The 18272-nt window shown below is 62.2% G+C and carries 24 protein-coding genes and 1 pseudogene; 15 read left to right on the plus strand and 10 right to left on the minus strand.

All coding sequences use genetic code 11. The features are described from left to right. Window positions 1-2: 2 nt before the first annotated feature. On the plus strand, window positions 3-233 hold the full coding sequence (locus N7607_RS06285; protein WP_279864709.1) for a hypothetical protein: 231 nt from the start codon (window positions 3-5) through the stop codon (window positions 231-233). Here the strand turns inward: N7607_RS06285 and rnk are convergent. The 4 genes from rnk to N7607_RS06305 form a co-directional block, all read right to left on the minus strand. After that, window positions 230-637, minus strand: a complete 408-nt coding sequence (gene rnk / locus N7607_RS06290) for a nucleoside diphosphate kinase regulator (RefSeq protein WP_279864708.1) — start codon at window positions 635-637, stop codon at window positions 230-232. The genes N7607_RS06285 and rnk overlap by 4 nt on opposite strands. 120 nt (window positions 638-757) lie before the next feature. Next, window positions 758-961 carry a DUF1289 domain-containing protein gene (locus N7607_RS06295; protein WP_137974630.1) on the minus strand — a complete coding sequence of 68 codons (204 nt, stop codon included), beginning with the start codon at window positions 959-961 and terminating at the stop codon, window positions 758-760. Next, the gene (gene cyaY, locus N7607_RS06300) at window positions 933-1265 is read right to left on the minus strand and encodes an iron donor protein CyaY (RefSeq protein WP_137974629.1); all 333 of its coding nucleotides are present in this window, start codon (window positions 1263-1265) and stop codon (window positions 933-935) included. The genes N7607_RS06295 and cyaY overlap by 29 nt, the downstream gene beginning before the upstream one ends. A 10-nt stretch (window positions 1266-1275) precedes the next feature. Further along, window positions 1276-2328, minus strand: coding sequence for an AraC family transcriptional regulator (locus tag N7607_RS06305; RefSeq protein ID WP_279864707.1), 1053 nt, complete (start codon window positions 2326-2328; stop codon window positions 1276-1278). A gap of 163 nt (window positions 2329-2491) precedes the next feature. Here N7607_RS06305 and N7607_RS06310 point away from each other — a divergent pair, with 163 nt between their 5' ends. From N7607_RS06310 to N7607_RS06335, 6 genes are all read left to right on the plus strand, one after another. Next, window positions 2492-2629, plus strand: coding sequence for a lipoprotein (locus N7607_RS06310; protein WP_021700061.1), 138 nt, complete (start codon window positions 2492-2494; stop codon window positions 2627-2629). 9 nt (window positions 2630-2638) lie between these two features. After that, window positions 2639-3886, plus strand: a complete 1248-nt coding sequence (lysA, locus tag N7607_RS06315; RefSeq protein WP_279864706.1) for a diaminopimelate decarboxylase — start codon at window positions 2639-2641, stop codon at window positions 3884-3886. A gap of 10 nt (window positions 3887-3896) precedes the next feature. After that, entirely contained in the window at window positions 3897-4727 is an 831-nt protein-coding gene (gene dapF, locus N7607_RS06320; protein WP_279864705.1) for a diaminopimelate epimerase, read from the plus strand. Next, a complete protein-coding gene (locus N7607_RS06325; RefSeq protein WP_279864703.1) occupies window positions 4724-5419 on the plus strand; it encodes a DUF484 family protein in 696 nt (231 codons plus the stop codon). The genes dapF and N7607_RS06325 overlap by 4 nt, the downstream gene beginning before the upstream one ends. Before the next feature lie 93 nt (window positions 5420-5512). Continuing rightward, window positions 5513-6406, plus strand: coding sequence for a tyrosine recombinase XerC (xerC, locus tag N7607_RS06330; protein WP_279864702.1), 894 nt, complete (start codon window positions 5513-5515; stop codon window positions 6404-6406). Further along, window positions 6403-7101 (plus strand): HAD family hydrolase, encoded by a 699-nt coding sequence (locus tag N7607_RS06335; protein WP_279864860.1) that lies wholly within the window; start codon window positions 6403-6405, stop codon window positions 7099-7101. The genes xerC and N7607_RS06335 overlap by 4 nt, the downstream gene beginning before the upstream one ends. 59 nt (window positions 7102-7160) lie before the next feature. Here the strand turns inward: N7607_RS06335 and sutA are convergent, their stop codons facing one another. The 5 genes from sutA to glnK all read right to left on the minus strand — a co-directional run bounded on the left by sutA (window position 7161) and on the right by glnK (window position 11201). Continuing rightward, window positions 7161-7487, minus strand: a complete 327-nt coding sequence (sutA, locus tag N7607_RS06340; RefSeq protein WP_279864700.1) for a transcriptional regulator SutA — start codon at window positions 7485-7487, stop codon at window positions 7161-7163. 78 nt (window positions 7488-7565) lie between these two features. Next, a complete protein-coding gene (locus N7607_RS06345; RefSeq protein WP_279864699.1) occupies window positions 7566-8009 on the minus strand; it encodes a secondary thiamine-phosphate synthase enzyme YjbQ in 444 nt (147 codons plus the stop codon). Between the two features lie 154 nt (window positions 8010-8163). Continuing rightward, window positions 8164-9414 carry an ammonium transporter gene (locus tag N7607_RS06350; protein ID WP_279864698.1) on the minus strand — a complete coding sequence of 417 codons (1251 nt, stop codon included), beginning with the start codon at window positions 9412-9414 and terminating at the stop codon, window positions 8164-8166. Between the two features lie 96 nt (window positions 9415-9510). Beyond that, entirely contained in the window at window positions 9511-10827 is a 1317-nt protein-coding gene (locus N7607_RS06355; protein ID WP_192399830.1) for an ammonium transporter, read from the minus strand. 35 nt (window positions 10828-10862) lie between these two features. Next, window positions 10863-11201, minus strand: coding sequence for a P-II family nitrogen regulator (gene glnK, locus N7607_RS06360; protein WP_021700071.1), 339 nt, complete (start codon window positions 11199-11201; stop codon window positions 10863-10865). A 413-nt stretch (window positions 11202-11614) separates the two neighbouring features. On the opposite strand from glnK, the gene N7607_RS06365 reads away from it, so the two are divergent. From N7607_RS06365 to N7607_RS06385, 5 genes and pseudogenes are all read left to right on the plus strand, one after another. Then, window positions 11615-11875 (plus strand): accessory factor UbiK family protein, encoded by a 261-nt coding sequence (locus N7607_RS06365; RefSeq protein ID WP_279864697.1) that lies wholly within the window; start codon window positions 11615-11617, stop codon window positions 11873-11875. Between the two features lie 34 nt (window positions 11876-11909). Next, window positions 11910-12812, plus strand: a pseudogene (locus N7607_RS06370) (YifB family Mg chelatase-like AAA ATPase); the annotation flags it as partial. A gap of 187 nt (window positions 12813-12999) precedes the next feature. Continuing rightward, on the plus strand, window positions 13000-14004 hold the full coding sequence (locus N7607_RS06375; protein WP_279864696.1) for a restriction endonuclease: 1005 nt from the start codon (window positions 13000-13002) through the stop codon (window positions 14002-14004). A gap of 31 nt (window positions 14005-14035) precedes the next feature. Continuing rightward, a complete protein-coding gene (locus N7607_RS06380) occupies window positions 14036-14740 on the plus strand; it encodes a YiiX/YebB-like N1pC/P60 family cysteine hydrolase (RefSeq protein WP_279864695.1) in 705 nt (234 codons plus the stop codon). Between the two features lie 61 nt (window positions 14741-14801). Further along, window positions 14802-15962, plus strand: coding sequence for an ATP-binding protein (locus tag N7607_RS06385; protein WP_279864693.1), 1161 nt, complete (start codon window positions 14802-14804; stop codon window positions 15960-15962). Between the two features lie 19 nt (window positions 15963-15981). Here the strand turns inward: N7607_RS06385 and N7607_RS06390 are convergent, their stop codons facing one another. Further along, window positions 15982-16293 carry a helix-turn-helix transcriptional regulator gene (locus N7607_RS06390; RefSeq protein ID WP_279864692.1) on the minus strand — a complete coding sequence of 104 codons (312 nt, stop codon included), beginning with the start codon at window positions 16291-16293 and terminating at the stop codon, window positions 15982-15984. A 99-nt stretch (window positions 16294-16392) separates the two neighbouring features. On the opposite strand from N7607_RS06390, the gene N7607_RS06395 reads away from it, so the two are divergent. The 3 genes from N7607_RS06395 to N7607_RS06405 all read left to right on the plus strand — a co-directional run bounded on the left by N7607_RS06395 (window position 16393) and on the right by N7607_RS06405 (window position 18223). After that, a complete protein-coding gene (locus tag N7607_RS06395; RefSeq protein ID WP_279864690.1) occupies window positions 16393-16839 on the plus strand; it encodes a hypothetical protein in 447 nt (148 codons plus the stop codon). Window positions 16840-16841: 2 nt separating this feature from the next. Continuing rightward, window positions 16842-17240, plus strand: a complete 399-nt coding sequence (locus N7607_RS06400) for a hypothetical protein (protein WP_279864689.1) — start codon at window positions 16842-16844, stop codon at window positions 17238-17240. Window positions 17241-17596: 356 nt separating this feature from the next. Beyond that, a complete protein-coding gene (locus N7607_RS06405) occupies window positions 17597-18223 on the plus strand; it encodes a hypothetical protein (protein ID WP_279864688.1) in 627 nt (208 codons plus the stop codon). Window positions 18224-18272: the final 49 nt, after the last annotated feature.

Here is an 18272-nt window from a genome sequence, read left to right on the forward strand (position 1 = left end):
ACATGCAGCTCACCGCGACCAAGGCCATGCTGCTCGCCCTGCTGCTGGCGCTGATCAACGGCCCAGCGCTGGCCGGCAGCGGCAAGGTGGCCGGCGGTGGCGTGGCTCGCACCATCGAGTGCAACCACAACATGGCGCGCAATCTGGAACTGGACGAGCAACTCAAGCGGCGCAGCGATACGCCGCCCGGCCGGACGCGCGCGAGGCTTTCCGCGCGCTTTCTGCTGGCCTAGCGCTGGTACTCGCCGGCGGCCTCGGGCTGGTACTCGACCGCCAGCAGGGTCAGCCGCAGCGGCTTGCCGCCCGGCCCCGGCCAGTCGATCTGCTGGCCGACGGAGAGCCCGAGCAGGGCGCAGCCCACCGGCGCGAGGATCGAGACGCGGCCTTCGCCGCCGACATCTTCGGGAAACACCAGGGTCAGGTGGTAATCCTTGCCGCTGCCTTCCTCGCGGCAGTGCACCCGAGAATTCATGGTCACCACCCCGGCCGGTACCTCGTCGTGGCCCACCACCTGGGCGCGCGCCAGCTCCGTTTCCAGGGCCTTGGCGGTCGGGCCGAAGTCCTCCAGGCTGTCGAGCAGACGCTCCAGGCGTTGCAGGTCGAGACGGGTAATGGTGATTGCGGGGGTGCTGCTCATGGCGAGGTTCGTCCTCCTTGGGCCAGATAAAGCAAAACCCCGCCCTGAGGCGGGGTTTTGATCGGTTAGTCAGCTTTGGCTGACCCTACCACAAGCCCGGCAAGAAGCAAGACCGCTCGGTCAACCCCAGCTCGGCGGCGGCCGCAGGCGCTGTTGCGCGGCCTGGCAGATTTGCCGCCGCCGGCCGTTGTCGGCCTTGCCCCACTCGAGTATCTCGGCCAGGCTGCGCCCGCAGCCCAGGCACACGTCCTGGTCGTCCAGGCAGCACTGGCGCCGGCAGGGCGAGTCGACGACTTCAGAGCTCGTCGAATTCGATGTCTTCACCGGCCTGCTCACGGGTCACCCGGTTCAGCAGTTCGCCCAGCGGCTCCTCGCTGGTGTCGCAGATCCACAGCGCCTGGGCCTCGTCGTAGTCGAAGTGGAAACCACCGGAGCGCGCCGCTACCCACAGCTGGCGCAGGGGCTCCTGGCGACTGAGGATCACCTGGGTGCCGTTCTCGAAACGCACGGTCAGCACACCGGCGGAATTTTCCAGGTCGAGGTCCAGGTCGCTGTCGTCGAAAATGTCTTCCACGGCCTGCTGGGCGGCATCGACCAGATCGTGGAAACGGGCTTCGCTCAAACTCATAACAGCGTCCTCAAGGTTGGGGCGGCGAGTCTATCAGGCTCTGCCGGTAGGCGCCGGGGGTCTGTCCGGTCCAGCGGCGAAACGCACGGGCCAACGAGCCAGCCTCGCTGAAGCCGACCAGGAAGGCGATCTCCGCCAACTCCAGCGCCGGATCGCGCAGGTAGTGCAGCACCAGTTGGTGGCGGGTCTCGTCGAGCAGGCCACTGAACGATAGACCCGCCTCGCGCAGGCGCCGTTGCAGGGTTCGTGCGCTGAGGTCGAGACTCTGCGCCAGGCGCTCCAGATCGGCTCCCTCTTCCGGTAGCTGCTTGGCGAGTTCGCGGCGGGCGCGATCCAGCACGCTGTGACCCAGGTTGAGCTGGCCGAGCAGGCGATCGGCATGGGCATCGAGTAGTTGGCGCAGCTGCGCGTCGGCCTGGCCCAGCGGCGTGCTCAGCAGGCGCTTGGGGAACACCAGGGCATTGTCGGCCTGGCCGAACAATACCGGGCAACCGAAGATGCGCTGGTGCTCCGAGGTATCCGCCGGCGCCGCGTGCTGGAAGCGCACCTCGGTCGGCGGGATCTGCAGTCCGGTGATCCAGCGGCCGAACGTCAGCCAGCCGGCCAGGGTTTCCTCGCTATGCTGACGCTGCTGCTCGCGCACCAGCGGCTGCCAGCCATGCGCCACCTGCGGCTCCAGACCCTCGCGCGGCGGCTCGTCGTCCAGGTCGACGCGGCCCAGATTGCCCACCAGAGCCGCGTAACGGGCCTGGCGATGCAGGGCGTCGGCCAGTGTCGCGCAGCTCATGATCAGGTAGCCGAGCACGCCGTAGTAGCCGGGGCGCATGGCCTCGCCCAGGTGCAGGCCGAGGTTGGCGTCGCCGGTCAGGCGCACGCCCTCGCCCAGCAGTTCGAGGTAGGTGCTGACGGCGATGCGCTGGTCGCGCTGGGCGAGAATCGTCGGGCTCAGCTGGACCTTGGCGAGCAGCGCTTCGCTGGCGAAGCCCTGACGGGCGAGATAGTCCAGCAGGCCCTGCAGGTAGGCGACCGAGACCGAGCTGGCGAGTGTGGCGGGGGCTTCCATCGGGGCTCCGTTTTTTCCGTCCATGCTAGCCGCAAAAGACCGGTTGCGGGCAAGCCGGAGACGCCAGTCGAACGGTCCTGGCAGGCCCGCCGGGCGTACATAGGCAAGGCGGCGGGGGGTCGGTATACTCCGAGCCATTCTCGATTTTGCAAAGGACTCCACCATGAAGCGCCTGCTGCTGCCCTTCATCGCGCTCGCCGTGTTCACCGCCGCCCTCGCCGGCTGTGGCCAGAAAGGCCCGCTGTACCTGCCCGACGACGACAAGACCGTCAAAGAACGCGACAAAGACGTCTTCCTCTAAGGGGGTTCCATGCAAGCCTTTACCAGCCGCGACGGGCAACTGTTCGCGGAAGGCGTGGCCCTGTCCGCCATCGCCGAGCGCTTCGGCACGCCCACCTACGTGTACTCCCGCGCCCACATCGAGGCCCAGTACCGTGCCTATGCCGACGCCCTCACTGGCATGCCGCACCTGGTCTGCTTCGCGGTCAAGGCCAACTCCAACCTGGGCGTGTTGAACGTCCTGACGCGCCTCGGCGCCGGCTTCGACATCGTCTCGCGTGGCGAACTGGAGCGCGTGCTGGCCGCCGGTGGCGAGCCCGCCAAGATCGTCTTCTCCGGCGTCGGCAAGACCCGTGACGACATGCGCCGCGCCCTGGAAGTGGGCGTGCACTGCTTCAACGTCGAATCGGTAGACGAGCTGGAGCGTCTGCAGGTGGTCGCCGCCGAACTGGGCAAGACCGCGGCCATCTCGTTGCGGGTCAACCCGGACGTGGATGCCGGCACGCACCCCTACATCTCCACCGGCCTCAAGGAAAACAAGTTCGGCATCGACATCGAGCAGGCGCCGGCGGTCTACGCCCGCGCTGCCGCCCTGCCGAACCTGCAGGTGGTCGGTGTCGACTGCCATATCGGCTCGCAGCTGACTACGCTGCCGCCCTTCCTCGACGCCCTCGACCGCCTGCTGGCGCTGATCGACCTGCTCGCCACTCAGGGTATCCAGATCAAGCATCTGGACCTCGGCGGCGGCCTCGGCGTGCAGTACCGCGACGAACAGCCTCCGCTGGCCGGCGACTACATCAAGGCCGTGCGCGAGCGCATTGCCGGTCGCGACCTGGCCCTGGTGTTCGAACCGGGCCGCTATATCGTGGCCAACGCTGGCGTGCTGCTGACCCGCGTGGAATATCTCAAGCACACCACGCACAAGGACTTCGCCATCATCGATGCGGCGATGAACGACCTGATCCGCCCGGCCTTGTACCAGGCCTGGATGGACGTCACGCCGGTGCAGCCGCGCGACGGCGAGGCACGCAACTACGACCTGGTCGGGCCGATCTGCGAGACCGGCGACTTCCTGGCCAAGGGCCGCGAGCTGGTGCTGGCCGAGGGCGACTTGCTGGCCGTGCGTTCGGCCGGCGCCTACGGCTTCGTCATGAGCTCCAACTACAACACCCGCGGCCGCGCCGCCGAGGTGCTGGTGGATGGCGAGCAGGCCCATGAAGTGCGCCGCCGCGAGACCCTCGCCGAACTCTACGCCGGCGAAAGCCTGCTGCCGCAGTGAGGGTGCGATCATGCTATTGCGCTTCACCAAGATGCACGGCCTCGGCAACGACTTCATGGTCCTCGACCTGATCAGCCAGCACGCGCACATTCAGCCCAAGCACGCCAAGACCTGGGGCGACCGCCACACCGGTGTGGGCTTCGACCAGCTGCTGCTGGTGGAAGCGCCGACCACCCCGGACGTGGACTTCCGCTACCGCATCTTCAACTCCGACGGCTCGGAAGTGGAGCAGTGCGGCAACGGCGCGCGCTGCTTCGCCCGCTTCGTGGTGGACAAGCGCCTGACCGTGAAGAAGCAGATCCGCGTCGAGACCAAGGGCGGCATCATCGAGCTCAACCTGCGCCCGGACGGCCAGGTCATCGTCGACATGGGCGCACCCAGACTCGCACCGGCTCAGATCCCCTTCCAGGCCGAGACCGAGGCGCTCAATTACCCGGTGGAAGTGGACGGACAGAGCGTGCAGCTAGCCACCGTGTCCATGGGCAACCCGCATGCCGTGCTGCGTGTCGATGACGTCGACAAGGCGCCCGTGCACAGCCTGGGGCCCAAGCTGGAGCACCATCCGCGCTTCCCGCAGCGGGTCAATGTCGGCTTCCTGCAGATCGTCGACCGCCAGCAGGCGCGCCTGCGCGTGTGGGAACGTGGCGCTGGCGAGACTCAGGCCTGCGGCACCGGCGCCTGCGCCGCCGCCGTGGCCGCCATCCGCCAGGGCTGGATGGACTCGCCGGTGCAGCTGGAGCTGCCGGGCGGCAAGTTGTCCATCGAGTGGGCAGGGCCCGGCCAGCCGGTTATGATGACCGGACCCGCCGTTCGCGTGTACGAAGGACAGGTTCGTCTATGAGTGATCAGGATCAGCTCGTGAAACTCGACTCCGAGAGCGTCGCCGCCTATCTGCGGCAGCACCCGGAATTCTTCGTCGACTTTGAGGAGCTGATCCCCGAGCTGCGCATTCCGCACCAGCCCGGCGAGGCCGTGTCGCTGGTGGAACGCCAGGTCAAACTGCTGCGCGAGCGCAACATCGAAATGCGCCATCGCCTGTCGCAGTTGATGGATGTGGCCCGCGACAACGACCGCCTGTTCGACAAGACCCGCCGCCTGGTGCTCGACCTGCTCGACGCCACCAGCCTGGAAGAAGTGATCGGCGCGGTGGAAGACAGCCTGCGCCACGAGTTCCAGGTGCCCTTCGTCAGCCTGATTCTGTTCAGCGAAACGCCGCTGGGCGTCGGCCGCTCGGTCAGCTCGGCCGAGGCCCACCAGGCCATCGGCGGCCTGCTCGGCGGCGGCAAGACCACCTGCGGCGTGCTGCGCCCCAACGAGTTGGAGTTCCTCTTCGGCAGCGAGGAGTTCGCCCAGGTCGGCTCGGCCGCCGTGGTCAGCCTCACCTACCAGGGCCTGCACGGCGTACTCGCCATCGGCAGCCCGGACCCGCAACACTACAAGAGCAGCCTCGGCACCCTGTTCCTCGGCTACGTGGCCGAGGTCCTGGCCCGCGTGCTGCCGCGCTTCGCCGCGCCACTGCGCTCGGTACGCTGATCCTGTGGGAGCGAGCTCTGCTCGCGAAGCGGCCAGCGCCTAGATTCGCGAGCAGAGCTCGCTCCTACCCGTACACCGCGCCTGGAGCCATCCATGCAGGATCGACTGGACGCCTACCTCGAACACCTGCGCAGCGAGCGCCAAGTCTCCGTGCACACCCTCGACGGCTACCGCCGCGACCTGCTGAAGGTACTGGCCCTGTGCGAGAAACACGCCGTCACCAGCTGGGATGCCCTCGACACCCGCACCCTGCGCGCCATGGTCGCCCGCCTGCACGGCCTGGGTCAGTCCAGCCGCTCGCTGGCGCGCCTGCTCTCGGCGGTGCGGGGCTTCTATCAATACCTCGGCCGCGAAGGCCTGTGCCGGCATGATCCGGCCGGCGGGCTGAGCGCGCCCAAGGGCGAACGCCGCCTGCCGCGTGCGCTGGATGCCGACCGTACGGCGCAACTGCTGGATGGCGGCGTGGAGGACGACTTTATCGCCCGCCGCGATCAGGCCATGCTCGAGCTGTTCTATTCCTCCGGCCTGCGCCTGTCCGAGCTGGTCGGCCTGGAGCTCGACGGCCTCGACCTGCCCGCCGGACTGGTGCGGGTGCGCGGCAAGGGCAACAAGGCCCGCGAGCTGCCGGTCGGGCGCAAGGCGCGTGAGGCCATGGAGGCCTGGCTGCCGCTGCGCGCGCTGGCCAACCCGCAGGACGGCGCGGTGTTTGTCGGCCGCCAGGGCAAGCGCCTGACCCCCCGCGCCATCCAGCTGCGGGTACGCGCGGCCGGCGTGCGCGAGCTGGGCCAGCACCTGCATCCGCATATGCTCAGGCACAGCTTCGCCAGCCATATGCTGGAGTCCAGCCAGGACCTGCGCGCCGTGCAGGAACTGCTGGGCCACGCCGATATCGCCACCACGCAGATCTACACCCACCTGGACTTCCAGCACCTGGCCAAGGTCTACGACGGCGCCCACCCCCGGGCCAAACGCAAGAGCGAATCCTGATGAGCATCCGCCTGATCACCTTCGACCTCGACGACACCCTGTGGGACGTGGCGCCGGTCATGCACAGCGCCGAGGCGGCTTTGCGCGACTGGCTAGCCGCCGAGGCGCCGTGCCTGGGGCCGGTGCCGATCGAACATCTGTGGGCGATTCGTGCGCGCCTGCTGGAGGCGGACCCCGGACTCAAACATCGCCTCAGCGAGCTGCGTCGGCGCATTCTGCTGCACGCCCTGCTCGACGCCGGCTATACCCAAGGCGAGGCCGACGAGCTGGCCGAGCTGGGCTTCCAGGTGTTCCTCGCCGCGCGCCATCAGGTGCAGCTGTTCCCCGAGGTGCATCCGACCCTGGAGCGCCTGGCCATGCGCTACACCCTCGGCGTGATCACCAATGGCAACGCCGACGTGCGCCGCCTGGGCCTGGCCGACTACTTCCGCTTCGCCCTGTGCGCCGAGGAACTGGGCATCGGCAAGCCCGACCCGCATCCGTTCCAGACCGCCCTGCAGCACGCCGGGGTGGCAGCCGAGCAGGCCGTGCATATCGGCGACCACCCCAGCGACGATATCGCCGGTGCCCGCGCCGCCGGCCTGCGTGCCATCTGGTTCAACCCGCAGAACAAGGCCTGGGAGGGCGAGCAGGCACCAGATGCGCAGATCCGCAGCCTGGCCGAACTGCCGGCGCTGCTGGAACGTTGGAGCTGAACGAACGTCCATGAAAAAGCCCGCCGAATTGGCGGGCTTTTTCATGCCGGCGGCAGTCCTCAGATGGGACGGCTGCCGTACTTGCTGTCCGGCTTCTTGGGCGGGTCGGCCACCACGTTGGGCTCGATCTCCTGCACCGCACCGCCACGCGCGAGGAACTCTTCCATGGCCTTGGCCAGAGCGTCGCGCTCCTTCTGCTTGGCTTCTACGCTGGGCAGTTCCTCGATTTCCTCGGCAGCCTTGGCCTTCTTGCCGGGCTTGCTGCCGGACTCGGCGGCTTCACTGCCGTCGTCGCCGTCATCGCCGGCGTCGGCCGCTTCCAGCTCATCGCCCTCGTCCTCGTCGGCGCCTTCCAGGTCGTCCTGTTCCAGTTCTTCGTCGCTCATGTTCTACCTCATGACTTGCGCAGAGCAGGTTACTTATAGCCCAGCGGCACGCATTGCAAAAATGCCGCTGGAAAAATTTTATCGGCGGGTCGCGCCTTCGCGCAGCTCGCCTTGCAGGGTCGCCAGCACCCGGCGGGAGCCGCCATGGTCGCGGTGCTCGCCGAGATAGATGCCTTGCCAGGTGCCGAGGTTCAATCGACCTTCGCTGACTGGCAGACTCAGTTGACAGCCCAGCAGGCTGGACTTGAAATGCGCCGGCAGATCGTCCGGCCCTTCGTAGTCGTGCTCGTAGCCTTGCGCACCCTGGGGCACAAGACGGTTGAAGAAGCGCTCGAAGTCACGTCGCACCGCACCATCGGCATTCTCGTTGATGGTCAGCGAGGCGGACGTGTGCTGCAGCCACATGTGCAAAAGCCCCACCCGGTAATCGGCCAGCTCCGGCAATGCCTGCAGGAGCTCGTCGCTCACCAGATGAAAACCGCGCGCCCGGGCACGCAAACTGATCAGCCGTTGTTGCCACATTTGCCAGCACCTGCAGCATCTAATGGCGGCGCATTTTAGAGCCTGTCCGCGGCCTTTTCACCTGGCGGCGCGGGAAATTTCCAATCCGTCGATGGGCTCGCAGCAGACAAAACGAAGGGCGCCGCAGCGCCCCTGGTCTGACCACCGGCTGGCGTCACTTGCGGGTGAACTCCGGATAGGCCTCCATGCCGCATTCGGCGATGTCGACGCCCTCGTATTCGTCCTCCTCGCTGACGCGCAGGCCCATGATCAGTTTGATCAGGCCCCACACCAGCAGGCTGGCGACGAACACCCAGGCGAAGATGCAGGCCGCGCCGAGCATCTGCACGCTGAGGCTGGCGGCGCTGTTGGTCAGCGGCACCACCAGCAGGCCCCAGATGCCGCTGGTGCCATGCACCGAGATGGCGCCCACCGGATCATCGATGCGCAGGCGCTCCAGCATGAGGATGCTGAACACCACCAGCACGCCGCCCACCGCGCCGATCAACGCCGCCTGCACCGCGCTCGGCGTGGCCGGCTCGGCGGTGATCGACACCAGACCGGCCAGCGCGCCGTTGAGGATCATGGTCAGGTCGGCCTTGCCGAACAGCACCCGCGCCACCACCAGCGCCGCCAGCAGGCCACCGGCGGCGGCCAGATTGGTGTTGACGAACACCGCGGCCACCACGTTGGCATCCTCGATGCTGCTGACGCTGAGCTGCGAGCCACCATTGAAGCCGAACCAGCCGAACCACAGGATCAGCGTGCCGAGGGTAGCCAGCGGCAGGTTGGCGCCGGGGATGGCGTTGATCTGCCCTTGGCTGCCGTACTTGCCCTTGCGTGCGCCGAGCAGAATGACCCCGGCCAGTGCGGCCGAGGCGCCCGCCAGGTGGACGATGCCGGAGCCGGCGAAGTCCTTGAAGCCGAGCTGCTTGAGGAAGCCGCCGCCCCAGGTCCAGTAGCCCTCGATCGGGTAGATCAGGCCGCACATGACCACGGCGAAGGCGAGGAACGCCCACAGCTTCATGCGCTCGGCCACGGCGCCGGAGACGATGGACATGCAGGTGGCGGTGAACACCACCTGGAAGAAGAAGTCGGCGCGCTTGGCGTAGCCCGGCGCGTTCTCACCGCCCGCCACGACCAGTTCCACCGCGTGCTCGTCGCCGATCAGAAAGCCGAAATGCGGCAGCACGCCGCCCGCGGCGCCGCCGTACATCAGGTAGTAGCCGACCAGCAGGTACATCACGCAGGCCAGGGCGTAGAGGACGATGTTCTTGGTGAGGATCTCGGCGGTGTTCTTGGCCCGTACCAGGCCGGATTCGAGCATGGCGAAGCCCGCCGCCATCCACATCACCAGGGCGCCGCAGATCAGAAGATAGAAGGTGTCCAGCGCATACTGCAGGGGAATCAGAGCCGTGCTTTCCATCTAGTACTCCGTTGTACCGGTTGCACAGAGCCGCGCCGCCGTTGGCGCGCAATGAAAAACGCCCGGCGAACCGGGCGTTTGGTGTTGCTGCAGGGCTTACAGGTTGTAGCCGCGCTCGTTGTGCTCGGAGAGGTCGAGGCCAACGGTCTCGGACTCTTCGTTGACGCGCAGGCCCATCACCAGGTCCAGCACCTTGAGGATCACGAAGGTGACGATGCCGGTGTAGACCACGGTGACCAGCACGCCGACGATCTGGATCCAGACCTGGCCGCCGATGTCTTCCACGCTGCCGAAGCCACCCAGGGCCGGAGCAGCGAACACGCCGGTCAGGATGGCGCCGACGATGCCGCCGATGCCGTGTACGCCGAAGGCGTCCAGGGAGTCGTCGTAGCCCAGCTTGCGCTTCAGGCTGGTGGCGCAGAAGAAGCAGATCACGCCAGCGGACAGACCGATGACCAGGGCGCCCATCGGGCCGGCGGTACCGGCGGCCGGGGTGATGGCGACCAGACCGGCGACTACACCGGAAGCGATGCCCAGGGCGCTCGGCTTACCGTGGGTGACCCACTCGGCGAACATCCAGCCCAGAGCAGCGGCGGCGGTGGCGATCTGGGTGACCAGCATGGCCATACCGGCGGTGCCGTTGGCGGCGACGGCGGAACCGGCGTTGAAGCCGAACCAGCCGATCCACAGCATGGCGGCGCCGATCAGGGTATAGCCCAGGTTGTGCGGAGCCATCGGGGTGGTCGGGTAGCCTTTACGCTTGCCCAGCACCAGGCAGGCCACCAGACCAGCGATACCGGCGTTGATGTGCACCACGGTGCCACCGGCGAAGTCGAGGACGCCTTCGTCCCACAGGAAGGCGCCGTCGCCGGACCAGACCATGTGGCACATCGGGGCGTAGACCAGGGTGAACCAGACGGCCATGAAGATCAGCATCGCGGAGAACTTCATGCGCTCGGCGAAGGCGCCGACGATCAGGGCCGGAGTGATGATAGCGAAGGTCATCTGGAAGACGATGAACACGCTTTCCGGGAAGGCCGCGATCAGGCTGTCAGGGGTCAGGCCACTGAGGAACGCCTTGTTCAGGCCGCCGACGAAGGAGTTCAGGTTGGTGACGCCCTTCTCCATGCCGGTGGTGTCGAAGGCCAGGCTGTAGCCGTAGACCACCCAGAGGATGCTGATCAGGCCGGTGATGGCGAAGCACTGCATCATCACCGAGAGAACGTTCTTGGAGCGGACCATGCCGCTATAGAACAGCGCCAGGCCCGGGATGGTCATGAACAGCACCAGAGCGGTGGCGGTCAGCATCCAGGCGGTGTCGCCGGAGTTGAGTACGACCTCGTCAGCCATGGCCAGGCCAGGGGTTACGAGGGACAAAAGGGCTCCTAGCCCTGCGATCTTACGCAGAGTCATGTGTTTTTCTCCTGGGGCGTGTTGGGTTCTGAGGCTTAAACTGCGTCGGTGCCGGTTTCGCCGGTACGGATGCGGATGGCCTGTTCCAGATTGACGACGAAGATCTTGCCGTCACCGATCTTGCCGGTGTTGGCCGCCTTGGTGATCGCCTCGATGACCCGGTCCAGCTGGTCGTCGGCGATGGCCACGTCGATCTTCACCTTGGGCAGGAAATCGACCACGTATTCCGCGCCGCGATACAGCTCGGTGTGGCCCTTCTGCCGCCCGAAGCCTTTGACTTCGGTCACGGTGATGCCCTGCACGCCGATCTCCGACAGCGACTCGCGCACGTCGTCCAGCTTGAACGGCTTGATGATGGCAGTGACTAGCTTCATGAAACTTTCTCCCGTTTTGATGGACTCGCCCCAGGAAAACGAACCCGGCTCAAGTCTAAGCGCAGTGTCTGGCTTTTGAAACGCATCGCCCGCCCTGTTGCCAGCCGATTCGATGCCCACCAACCGCATCCGGTGAAGCACTCCCCCGCTTCATCCTGCACACCGGTACTGCATCGGTGCACGCGTCATGGGGTGTTAAGCAGAAAGCTTGCCAGCTATGCCAAAAGGCCACTTTTTCATGCAGTTAGGCCCTCTCCGCGGTGATCCGCGCAGATTGACCGGCAGGTCATTGCACAGCATTGGTGCGCGGCAGCTCCCTGCCATGATCAAAAACCGTGCACTCGCTGCCCCGCCCTGGCCGGCGCGGGCCGCGTGCTACACTGCCAGCCGTTTGCTCACGGAATAAACCGCCCATGCTGCCGCCCAAAGCCATTCTCGATACCCTCGCCAGCCACGCCTCGCGCCTGTTCAGCGGTGAGAATCCATTGCCGCGTAGCGAGTTCGAGGCGCAGTTCAAGGCCCTACTGCAGAGCGCCTTCGGCAAGCTGGATCTGGTCAGCCGCGAAGAGTTCGACAGCCAGATGGCCGTGCTGGCCCGCACTCGCGCCCGCCTGGAAGCTCTGGAAGCCAAGCTGGCGGAGCTGGAAGCCCAACAGAAACCACCCGCCGAGTAAGTCCATCGGCGGGCATGCGATCAAGGAGTGATCCATGTCCCTGGCCATCGTCCACAGCCGCGCCCAGGTAGGCGTCGAAGCCCCGCCGGTTACCGTCGAGGCGCACCTGGCCAACGGCCTGCCGAGCATGGCCCTGGTCGGCCTGCCCGAGGCCGCGGTCAAGGAAAGCAAGGATCGCGTGCGCAGCGCGATTCAGAACTCCGGCTTCGAATTCCCCGCGCGCAGGATCACGCTCAATCTCGCCCCCGCCGACCTGCCCAAGGACGGTGGCCGCTTCGACCTGGCCATCGCCCTCGGCGTACTGGCCGCCAGCGGCCAGGTGCCGGTCGACAGACTGGCCGAGCTGGAATGCCTCGGCGAACTGGCGCTATCCGGTGAGTTACGTCCGGTCCAGGGTGTGCTGCCGGCGGCCCTGGCTGCCCGCGCCGCCGGACGCACCCTGGTGGTGCCCAGCGCCAATGCCGAGGAAGCCTGCCTGGCTTCCGGCCTGAAAGTGCTGGCCGTCGATCACCTGCTGCAGATCGCCGCGCACCTCAACGGCCATACGCCACTGGCACCGCACCAGGCCAACGGCCTGCTGCGCGAGACGCCAGCCTATCCGGACCTGGCCGAAGTGCAGGGCCAGCAGGCGGCCAAACGCGCCCTGCTGATCGCCGCCAGTGGTAGCCACAACCTGCTTTTCTCAGGCCCTCCGGGTACTGGCAAGACCCTGCTCGCCAGCCGCCTGCCCGGCCTGCTGCCACCACTGTCCGAAGAAGAGGCACTGGAAGTGGCCGCCATCCATTCGGTGGCCAGCCTGGAGCCGCTGGCGGCCTGGCCCCAGCGCCCCTTCAGGCAGCCGCACCACTCTGCTTCCGGACCGGCACTGGTGGGTGGCGGTAGTCGCCCGCAACCCGGGGAAATTACCTTGGCCCATCAGGGTGTGCTGTTCCTCGATGAGCGATTCGTTTTGCTTTCAAGCACTGACTGTCAAAGATAGGCTTAGGTACTAATTTCTATACAATTTTCATGTCCACAGCAGCCTACGAAATTGTCAGATTCAGCTTTGTCAAAATCCGGAATCAATCAGGTGCGGATTTTCAGCTTGGCTGAGCTTTGAACCAATATTTCTATAAGGATCGCAGTTGAAAAATTTCGACTTTCAACCAAGCCAATGGCAGCAACAGTTCATTAGCGAGTTTGTGGCAACAGACCGACAAAGAAATACTTTGGTTGCGGCTTATGGCACTGGAAAAACTCTAGCTGCAATTCACGCCGCACAAAAAAGGCTTGAGCAAGGCAAAAGCAAAAAGCTGGTAGTTCTTTCAGACATGCGAGTGCGCCTTGAAATGTGGGCAGAGACGGCAATGAACAATCAAATTGACCTCCGCCTGGCCGACAGCACCTCAGTTAAGGATGGAATAGCTCTTTCGTACAGAGACCTACCCAATAATGATAATTTAGATCGCCTAATGGAGCTCGCCTCCACAGGCGGACTACTAATCATCGTTGATGACTTACACAGGAGCCAAACCGCAGCGATCAATTTTGTCGACCAGCTATTAGATGAAAATGATACCAATCAGTGCCTTTTCATTTCGAGCACACCACTGATTGGAAGCACTATTGATTGGACATTTCGCATCGAACGGGAGTTCTACCTCACCTCTGGCGAGCTAATTCTACCCGACACAAAACTACATATTGCCAAATTATCCCCCAGTCTAAATTTGTTGCCGGCCTTACATGCCAAAACAAAAAGCCTAGACGATTTAAACTGGCGTCAATTTGAAATCATTATCTATGAACTACTCCAGTCTGACGGATTTGAAGTTGAGCTTATGCGTGGCTCTAAAGATAATGGGGTAGATATTGTTGCCGTCAAAGACCTTGGCGAACACGGTTTATTCAAAGCTCTTTGGCAAGCCAAAAAATATAAATCCGGCAGAAAGATCGGAATCGAAACAATCCGGGAACTGGCGGACGTTAGAAACGAACACAAGGCCAGCAAAGGAATCATTGTCACTTCTAGCTTCCTGACCTCTGGAGCCTTGCAACGAGTTCAGCGCGATCAATACATGCTAGGAAAAGTAGACCGGAACGACTTAGACGCGTGGATTGAAAGAAAGCTATTCGGGCATAATAACTAAAGCACTAAAAATTACCCGAAGGAGCACATCGGTGAGACCTGGTGATATTTTGCTGGTTACAGGCTTGGCTGCTCATTCAAAAGCTATTGTCTACGCGCAAAAACCTTTTTACTTGAAAGCAAAGTCTAGTCATGTCGCAGTAATCTACGCAGAAAACGCTATTGTTCACTCTATCGGCGGCAAGGGGGTGCACCTTGCTGAGATGATAGATGAACTTAAGTCATGCCAACCGGACTGGCGAGTAATGCGCCTTAGAGGCTTGACGGAAGCCCAGGAAGAGGAGCTACAGAAGAGCGCCCTGTACTTTCAGAGGCAAAAATATAATCGTGCGATTATGATGGGTGGAAACAAAGTGTCCTCTTTCTGCTCTGAGTTTGCCGTCAAAGCTTACAAACATGCAGGGATCCGCATATTTAATGGAAAAAAGGCAAGCAAAATTCTGCCCGCTGACTTCGATAAGGAATTTGACTGCCAGGAAGCTTGGGCTGATGTAACACATGAGTATTCCCAGCATTTAGTCTCATGGCAGGAAATGCTACCACTCATACGGGCGAATTTTGCGCTTCAACAGGTAGTACTGGCTAGACGCCACATCCACAGCCAATATAGAAAGAAGATTTTTGATTACTTTGAAACCCACGGCTCGCCTAATATGCAAAAGGCGGTAGCTGAGGTTAAGGAGAATCTTCGCGAGAAAAGAATTCTACATTTCTGGGATGAAAATGACGCAAAATAGCTGCTATTGACTTAGCTCAGCTATACCAGCACAGGACAATAGCCAAAGGGTTGATGCCTAGATGATCGAGTTGCTCAACATGCTGCGCTATAAGAGCGAAAGCACTGATATCGACTTCAAATCTGCCCAATATCGTTTCAATAACGGAACCGAGGCCGACAAGTCAGAGCTGCTCAAGGACATTCTCGCGATAGCCAACTCCTGGCGCGATGGCACTGGCTACATACTTTTGGGATTCAAAGATCAACGCCCCCACCCTGCCGCAGTCGTCGGTATCCAGGACAGCATCGATGACTCACGGATCCAGCAATTCGTGAACAGCAAGGTAAAGCCGAAGTTGACCTTCCGCTACGAAGAGCACCTGTACGAAGGCAAGACCGTGGGCGTCATCAGTATCCCGAAGCAGAAACGTCCGTTCTACATCGCAACCGCCTACGGCAAACTCAAGAGCAATGTGGTGTACGTCCGCCGAGGTAGCAGCACTGATGAAGCAGAGCCGCCCGAAATCGCCGTGATGGCGAACGAGGATAGTCGCCGAGGTGATCTACGAGTTGAGCTGGCCGTGCAGACTCCGGGAAACGAACAGCTCCCCAATAGCTTCGCTCACACCTACCTGCGGTTCACTGAGGATTTTCCGAACTTCGAGAGAGTCCGCAAGCTCGGCCCATTCGACATCTCTTTCGAGGACGGCATGGTGCGCGACAACCGTGACTACTGGCGGGAGTACGGTGAGTACACATGCATAACGGAAGCACTCATTGCGATGCGATTCGTGCTGACCAATCGATCCAACGTGCAGCTGTCCAACGCCAAGCTTGAAGTCACGGTCGAAGCCCTCGACTCCCAGCCGTTTCGAATGCTCGCGGGTCGTGCTTTACCCAAAGAGCCCAAGACCACCTGGAGCCTTACCGACATCTCATCTAGGCATCACGGCGTAGCCAAGGCAGATCTGAGCCTGGAGGTAGATCGAAGCGGCCCAACCCCGGTTAGCAACATCCGCCTGGGCTCCCTCCTACCTGGAGAGCAAGGCCGCTCTGAAATCCTCGCGGTCGTCCCGCAAGCTCCGGGCAGGCTTCGTATCCACATGCGCATATTGGGCAGCGAGCTGTCCACACCCATTGAGGAAGAGCACCTGATAGAGACCACAGGCGAGGTTCACTCGCTGGGCTTTGAAGGCTTCAGGCAGTTTTTCCTCACAGAGATAGCTCAGCACAAGAGATAGAACGAAGCACCATTCAATCTCACGCCTTTGTCTTCCGATCCATGTTTTTCGAAAGTCCAGCCTCTTCAAGCTCTAGCAGTACCCGTACCAAAAGCTCTTCAGCGCTCAACCCTGGATCAGCTTTCATATAAGCAGCGACCAGCAGCGTAACGGGGTGAACCTCCATGACCGAAGTCAGCTCATCGAGCTTGTCGACGGTCGGACTGTAGATCCCCCGCTCCAGCGCACTCATGTATGTCCGGCCACTGACGTCAGAGAAGTCTTCCTGGCTCAGCCCTTTGTGCTTCCGGATGGCTCGTAGGGCTACACCCAGCCCCTCCTTAAGATTCATAGCTCAATTTCGAATGGTGGAAATTGAGTTTTATCTGCTTTTGAACTGTATACAGCTACACCGTATACTGTTCGTTTTCAGAAATTGCGAAACACAACCATGACAGCCGACAAGGGCAAAGCGGAATTCCTGTTCAGCTCCAACGCACCTGGAAGCTGGAACCTCTCCTTAGAGGGCAGCGAGACCTGGATGCACCTCACTATCGCCAGCTCAGACGAGCAGACAGTGGTCAGAACCCTCGCAACGAACGACATTGAGCGCGTCAAACAGACACTTTTATCTCCTGGCGAGGGGCTTTTTGTGCGCTCATTTCAAGCCATCTTCGTCTCCGACTTTCCCGACAACGCCGGCCTCGGCGTAGCTGAGGTTTACGACCTCTCGGAGGGAAAAACGAAGAAGGGAGATGTGTTCTATCGGCTCAAAACAAAGTACGGCGTGTTCCGATTCGGCGGGCCCACACAGCTGCCGGCGCGGCAGGAAAATCTCGACTGGCACGTGCGGATCTACTCAGCTGAACGCCCAGCCCGACGCTTTTACGCGGAGTGATCATGACTGCGCTAACAGACCTAACTCAACTGCTCTACGGCGAAGGCACTCCAATGCAAGGCCTGGAGATGTCCGATGAAGAAGCCGTGCGGATTACGCTTAAGCGCTTCCCCTGGTTCGAGTACTGCATCGTCCGGGACTGGACATGGATCGACTTGGAAGTTACCGCCGAGCAAGGCGCCGAGCTAGCTAGAACCCAACGTAAGCCCGCGATCATCTTTGCCCGCACGGTCATTTTCGACAGCTCTCGCCGGTTTGATGTCGGTGATTTCGTGCGCACAAGCCCTCTGTATAAATGGAAGGAAGGCTTCATCTTCGCGACGCTCAACTCTTGCTATCTCTTGATGGGCAACGGCGTACGCAAGCGAGCCACCCTGGAAACGGTGGCCAGCCTTTTTTGACCACAAAACCGCAACTCGAAGCCTTCAAGCACTAACGTCAAAAGCAGGGTGGACACGATGAATGAGCCACGCCACGCAATTCATGAAATCCGCTGCTCTGTGTGCGGAGACCCTTGTGAAGAGGGAGAGTGCGGAACGTTGCAAGGGAGCTTCCCGAGCGCTGCCTCCGGACGAAGCGAGCGCTTCCAGGTACACCTCTGCCAAGGCTGTTTTCTGCGCACTTTGAGTTACTTGCGGCAGGAGCGCCGGACTATGCATCTCTTCTGCGAGCAGCCGCCTGCTAGTGATGAGTCATTTGGCCTGGTCATCGATCCCTGGTTGGTGTCCTGATGCGGCGGCCAGTTTACGACCAGGTGATGAGCTTGACGGCTTCGCTGGCGGAGAGGTGTCATCCCCAGGTCGCTGATCAGTACGGCACAGAGCTTGCCCGATATGCTCGTTTGGACACTGCATGCGACGCCTTCAACGCTTTTGCGGGCTGTCGCCCTGCCGAAGACTCAGATGTTTTCGACACACTCTCACAGCGTCGCAGAGAGATCGCCGAAGTACTGGCTCAGGCTAACTTGAGTGCGTACGAGCGGGAGGTTTCTCCCGGTCTGTACTTGGCTATCCCTTACTTCGACTGGTGCTCGGACAAGCAGCCGATCTGGTTAGTAAATCGAACCGATGCTCCATGCACCTATCTGCGGCGGTCTTCCTATGCTTTCGCGAGCACGGATGATGGTGTCGACGAGTACCGAACCGCTGGCAGCGCTTTCGATGACGGTATCGCTTCCGGCTCAGTGATTCAGCCCGGCCAGAAGCATCAGATCGACACCTACTCGATGAGTTTTGATGGGGACTTCATCAGTGCCAGGCGGGTAGCCCTGATCATTGATGGCGAGCGCGATGAGTACTTCGTCAGTATCTCGAAACTGGCGGGGTTCCTGACCTGCCAGCACCTGCACGGACTTCATAAGCTCAATAGAGTCACGGGTACTTAGATGTACTGGCAAAAACACTTTTGGAGAATCGACGCTTCAAGTTGTTGTT

The organism is Pseudomonas sp. GD04019, from assembly GCF_029837695.1.
Classification (GTDB): domain Bacteria; phylum Pseudomonadota; class Gammaproteobacteria; order Pseudomonadales; family Pseudomonadaceae; genus Aquipseudomonas.

What these genes read in the sequence shown, in the direction of transcription:
- N7607_RS06305 (WP_279864707.1), bottom strand. Translation starts at nt 2,328, where the DNA reads ATGGAAGCCCCCGCCACACTCGCCAGCTCGGTCTCGGTCGCCTACCTG.
- xerC (WP_279864702.1), top strand. Translation starts at nt 5,513, where the DNA reads ATGCAGGATCGACTGGACGCCTACCTCGAACACCTGCGCAGCGAGCGC.
- N7607_RS06285 (WP_279864709.1), top strand. Translation starts at nt 3, where the DNA reads ATGCAGCTCACCGCGACCAAGGCCATGCTGCTCGCCCTGCTGCTGGCG.
- N7607_RS06395 (WP_279864690.1), top strand. Translation starts at nt 16,393, where the DNA reads ATGACAGCCGACAAGGGCAAAGCGGAATTCCTGTTCAGCTCCAACGCA.
- N7607_RS06385 (WP_279864693.1), top strand. Translation starts at nt 14,802, where the DNA reads ATGATCGAGTTGCTCAACATGCTGCGCTATAAGAGCGAAAGCACTGAT.
- N7607_RS06345 (WP_279864699.1), bottom strand. Translation starts at nt 8,009, where the DNA reads ATGTGGCAACAACGGCTGATCAGTTTGCGTGCCCGGGCGCGCGGTTTT.
- rnk (WP_279864708.1), bottom strand. Translation starts at nt 637, where the DNA reads ATGAGCAGCACCCCCGCAATCACCATTACCCGTCTCGACCTGCAACGC.
- cyaY (WP_137974629.1), bottom strand. Translation starts at nt 1,265, where the DNA reads ATGAGTTTGAGCGAAGCCCGTTTCCACGATCTGGTCGATGCCGCCCAG.
- N7607_RS06400 (WP_279864689.1), top strand. Translation starts at nt 16,842, where the DNA reads ATGACTGCGCTAACAGACCTAACTCAACTGCTCTACGGCGAAGGCACT.
- sutA (WP_279864700.1), bottom strand. Translation starts at nt 7,487, where the DNA reads ATGAGCGACGAAGAACTGGAACAGGACGACCTGGAAGGCGCCGACGAG.
- N7607_RS06355 (WP_192399830.1), bottom strand. Translation starts at nt 10,827, where the DNA reads ATGACTCTGCGTAAGATCGCAGGGCTAGGAGCCCTTTTGTCCCTCGTA.
- glnK (WP_021700071.1), bottom strand. Translation starts at nt 11,201, where the DNA reads ATGAAGCTAGTCACTGCCATCATCAAGCCGTTCAAGCTGGACGACGTG.
- dapF (WP_279864705.1), top strand. Translation starts at nt 3,897, where the DNA reads ATGCTATTGCGCTTCACCAAGATGCACGGCCTCGGCAACGACTTCATG.
- N7607_RS06325 (WP_279864703.1), top strand. Translation starts at nt 4,724, where the DNA reads ATGAGTGATCAGGATCAGCTCGTGAAACTCGACTCCGAGAGCGTCGCC.
- N7607_RS06390 (WP_279864692.1), bottom strand. Translation starts at nt 16,293, where the DNA reads ATGAATCTTAAGGAGGGGCTGGGTGTAGCCCTACGAGCCATCCGGAAG.
- N7607_RS06310 (WP_021700061.1), top strand. Translation starts at nt 2,492, where the DNA reads ATGAAGCGCCTGCTGCTGCCCTTCATCGCGCTCGCCGTGTTCACCGCC.
- N7607_RS06365 (WP_279864697.1), top strand. Translation starts at nt 11,615, where the DNA reads ATGCTGCCGCCCAAAGCCATTCTCGATACCCTCGCCAGCCACGCCTCG.
- N7607_RS06350 (WP_279864698.1), bottom strand. Translation starts at nt 9,414, where the DNA reads ATGGAAAGCACGGCTCTGATTCCCCTGCAGTATGCGCTGGACACCTTC.
- lysA (WP_279864706.1), top strand. Translation starts at nt 2,639, where the DNA reads ATGCAAGCCTTTACCAGCCGCGACGGGCAACTGTTCGCGGAAGGCGTG.
- N7607_RS06405 (WP_279864688.1), top strand. Translation starts at nt 17,597, where the DNA reads ATGAGCTTGACGGCTTCGCTGGCGGAGAGGTGTCATCCCCAGGTCGCT.